The sequence below is a fragment of the Facilibium subflavum genome, from assembly GCF_003574485.1.
Classification (GTDB): Bacteria; Pseudomonadota; Gammaproteobacteria; order Francisellales; family Francisellaceae; genus Facilibium; species Facilibium subflavum.
This window is the reverse complement of sequence record NZ_QLIT01000155.1, coordinates 1-4606: the sequence shown is the minus strand read 5'-3', so window position 1 is coordinate 4606 and position 4606 is coordinate 1. Positions and strand designations below refer to the sequence as shown.

Sequence of the window (4606 nt, the reverse complement as noted above, 5' to 3'; positions counted from 1 at the left end):
TTCAACCCTTGATTCGCATTAAACGTCTACAAGTATGCTTGGGATATATGGAGGCAAAATCTTCGCTCGATAATCCAGGATTTTTATATCCCTATAAAATAGTTTAGGGGTGAAACTAAAGTGCAAATACCAGTTATTATAAAACTCGTATTGATGAGCACCATGATGAACACCACCTACAGGATATCTACGATACAATTGATATGAGGCCTGTAATGATGAGGCCTGTAATGATGGAGAAACCATATGACCTCTTACAGCCTTAGGTTCTTTCATACGCCATCCTAAAAACTTATAATCAGCTACATACCCCCCTATAATATGATTTGCAATACCAGTTGTGAAAAAGTCACGTTGTGCTCGGAAATCAAGGTTACCCACATAATCTTCAGTATTCTCGAGAAACCTATTGATAAACCTAGGTGCAGCCACCCTGATGTAGCTAGAAGTTATTCTGGTTCTTCTGATTTTTATAATTGAATAAAGATCGTTTACAAAATTGAAAAACATCGGAAATGTCGATAACAATGATAAAGCCATAACACCGAAAAATAATTCTGGGTTATCAGAACCGGTAGCAATAAATAAAGTCTCTAAAGTTACTCCAAGCATATCCCAACCTAGCCTTAAAATTGTAGAAGTGCGTTCGGATAAAAAGATACCAAGATCATACATACGGATAAAGCTAACAGCTTGATTTGTTAACGTAACTGCATCGAAAAAAAGCGTTATTATAGAAAGTCCGAGTCCTACCATAGCATATGTCATGTAGTCTTTGTACTCTATACTTGCGGAAGAAATATTCGTCGTATAAGGTGCTTCTCTTGTTGTATTCATGGCATCCAAGCCTAAAGGGTCAACAAAATTCACAGGGTCTGAGTTAGCATACTGATAACGGTTGGTCATCATTTTGCTGAACGGGTCTTTTTGAATAAACTGGTTATTCTTATTATCAAAATAGCGGTGGCGTAAATAAATTAAACCGGAATTTTTATCATGATACTCCCCGTATTTCTCAAAACTATCGTCTTGTAATATCGTTTCAATATTGCCTTGTTGTGCTTCAAAGGTCGCTATTTTATCTAGACTTTGTCTAGATTTTCCTTGCTCTAAAAAGCCTGCAACATCACGAAGTCCACTTAAAGCGATACTCATAGTTTGCTCATGTGGTACAGATTGAGATTCTATTGATTTTACCCGCATCAGGAGTTGATCTGCGTTATAATTGTAACTTATAAAATTATCGTGATCATGCTTTGCAAGTAGCTTTGGAATTGAGCTATCATCGTAATAGAAATAAGTACTATGCTCATGATTTGTCTGTTTCCAAAGTAGATCACTACCGGGAAGATAAGAAAAGTTAGTGAGTTTTCCATTATCATCAATTTGTATTAATCTATTACTCTGATCATATCTGTAAACTATACCATCACTGCTTGAGATTCGATTTCCTCGGCTATCATAGGTAAAGTTTGTAACTACGCTATCTAATGATGACTGCATTAACTGGTTATCACTATTGTACTTGCCAGTCCAGGTTTCATTTTGGCATTTACCAGCTATACAATGAGTGTCAAGTGAACGCAGATTATTATTAATATCCCATGAATAATTACGATAATATTGGCTTTTTTGACCACGATAAGTTTCTATTTGTAATTGATCCTTCGTGTTATATTTATATTCAAGTATAAAGTTAGAATCAAAGTTTGAACTATTTACTGCATTAAAAGGACTCTGAGAAATGACTGATTGGAGTTTGTTTTTATCGTTGTATATATATTTATAACGTAATATTTCATTTGCAGGGGCCTTAAATTGATTGTCAGTATAGTAAATACTGCTAACCAATCCATTTTGATTATAGCTGATTTGTTTTTGAACCCCATTGCTATAATAATATGTAAGTGCTTTTCCATAACTTGGACTATAAGGGTCTTTCTCATAATCAATACTTACCGACATTTGATCATTTGGCTTATCAAGAGAAAAGACTGTTGATTTAGCCACTTTTGCTGGAAAATATCTATCGTATTCATAGGTTTGAACATTATCCAGCACACCCTTTACCATAATGATTCTCTGAGCAGCATCATAAGCATAAGATATTGCAGAGCCATCAGGATAAACTTTTTTCTCTAGCAAACCATCTTTTGTATATAAGTATCGAACATATTTATCTGGAGTTGTGCTGTTATTTAAGAATGTTTTTTGCTCAGTAATTTGTCCGGCATCATTATACGCTGTTACCTCTTCCACTAGTTGTGATTCATTCTCTTTGCTTCCAACTTCGCGATGCTTAACACTAATGAAGTTATCACCATAAAACACGGTAAAGTCAACACCACTTTCATTGGTATAACCAGTCAAGCTGCCACTCTCATCAAAGTGGTAGATTTTGCAATGTCCCTGGTTGTCGCAGGATTTCTCGACTTTTCCTTGTGCGTTGTAATAGTAAGTTTGTGAACTAAAGTCTCGATTTAAGTCTAGCTTTTGCAGATTGCCATGTTTATCTCGTAGCAAATTAACCTCAATTTTATTTATTGAGTCATTTGATTCAACAGAGTGATTACTTGCGTTGTTTTCACTAACTGTCATACTTACCTTTTGACCCTGTGCATTATATTGATAACTGTATGTCTTAGTATCGTAAACTAAAGAGTCCCCTTTTCGGGTTGAAGGTATGTTATCCTGTTGCTTTATAGTTTTAGATAAAATATGATTATTCAGACCATATTTTATCTCCTGGTGCTTTTCATAATTAACACTTAGAAAAATATCATCAAGCATATGAGTATAGCCTGACATATTGATAAACTTAGTTAGTTCATAATCATCTTGCCTAATGACATTACCATCGCCTGCATAAGTAAAATATTGTACATATATCTTATCCTTTGGCATAATGTCTTCTATACGATGTGATTTTGTTTTGTAATCTCTACGTTGGATGACTTTACCTTCACCATCATAATACTCAGACCACAGCAGTGCGTTATTTAGGTATACTGTCTGAGAGTTCTTCAATAGGTTATATTCATGAGTATAAGTATTTCCGTTAGGGTCAATTTGTTTTACCAGTCGATTTAATTCATCATAAGAATAATTGATCTCTCTACCTAAATCATCAACTTGTTTGGTTATATTTCCATAGGTATCATACTTTTGTAACGCAATAATATGCTCACCATCAATGGTTACCGTGTTTTCTAGATCAGACCTAAGATTATCTGTCCTTGCAATTTCATGCCCTATCTCATCCCTATAAATTGTTTCAGCATATCCATTATCAGAAACAGTTGTTATCGCGTTTAACCAAGGATATCCAAATTTGTTAAACGCTTTATAATAATAGATATCTTTTAGTTTATGTTGATTTAGGTAAATTTGACTAAGTTGATTAAACTGATCGTAATAAAAGTCAATTTTGATTGGGCGTTTATTTGAATTTTTGACCATTTGAATCGGTTTTTTGGTGTAGGTGTCAAAAATAATTTCATCGCCATTTTCACCTTGAATCATAACTTGATGACGTGACTTATCAAAATTAATCACAGAGCGCTTTTTATTATTAATTAAGCTATTTTCTTTGTTTCCTAGCAATTTGGTTAGCACATCGCTTGCATTTCCTGTGTAAGTTCTCCTGGTTTTCAAGTCTTGCTTATTGGGCATGTAGTCAACAGCAATTTTATAGTCGGCCAGAGAAGCATTAAGCGGTTTTCTCGTATCACTTTGACTTATGTCCTTGGATAAACCAACAAGATGGTACTCATTTCCTTGTGTTTGTTCAAACCGCATTAAACCATTATCTTGGCTATTTATCGTCATTTGCAGTGGTCGAGTCCCGCTTGCTATTTTCTCAATATACGTTACCTGTGCGTCACTACTGGTTTCTGTAACATGACGTAATAGTGTTGTTCTCATCTTCTGTTTTTTTAGGTTTTCCAGGTCGTTTTTATATTGATAAACATCCTTATATAACGTAAATTCTTGTTTTGATCTTTCGTCAATTATTGTTTCTTTAGATAAAAATGGGTCTACGTGTTTTCCTTCTGATAGAATATATTTTTCACTGCTGGAATTACTTCTTGTTCCTGATTGTTCGATAATGCTATCTAAATATACATCTCCGCCTAACGCATGATAATTATAGCTAATCTTTTGGTCTGCTGCTAAATTATCATGAAAAATACCAATGGTCATCTCTCCTGTTTGATTAACTATGCCTTTATAGATGGTGTTAGGGTTTTGAGCTGAGATAATCTGCTGACTTAGCAATGTCCTTGGCGTATATTCTGGTGATCCGAATAGAAGCCTATCTGCAAGTGTAACCTCAAGCCGTTCAGGGTAGTAAATTTGGCGCTGAATGGCTTTATCTCCAACCTGAATCTCTGCTGATGGGTAAGCGATGTTATAAAAGTAGTTTGTAAAATATGGGGTAAAATGACTGTAGTGTCGATAATTATCCCCCATATTCAATGGCTTTAACACATAAGCATCATCCTTCCATGTGTTTGAGGGTACGCCAAGCACATAACTTGGGACAAAAGGGGCGTTAAAAACACCGGTATTATATTTATAAGTGGTTATAAGTGGTTCTTGAGTT

General features: G+C 34.8%; 1 protein-coding gene. It reads right to left on the bottom strand.

The window, feature by feature from the left end; translation table 11 throughout:
- Positions 1-18 precede the first annotated feature (18 nt).
- Complete coding sequence (locus DNK84_RS09445; protein WP_208123295.1) at positions 19-4491, bottom strand: RHS repeat-associated core domain-containing protein; 4473 nt, start codon at positions 4489-4491, stop codon at positions 19-21.
- Positions 4492-4606 lie beyond the last annotated feature (115 nt).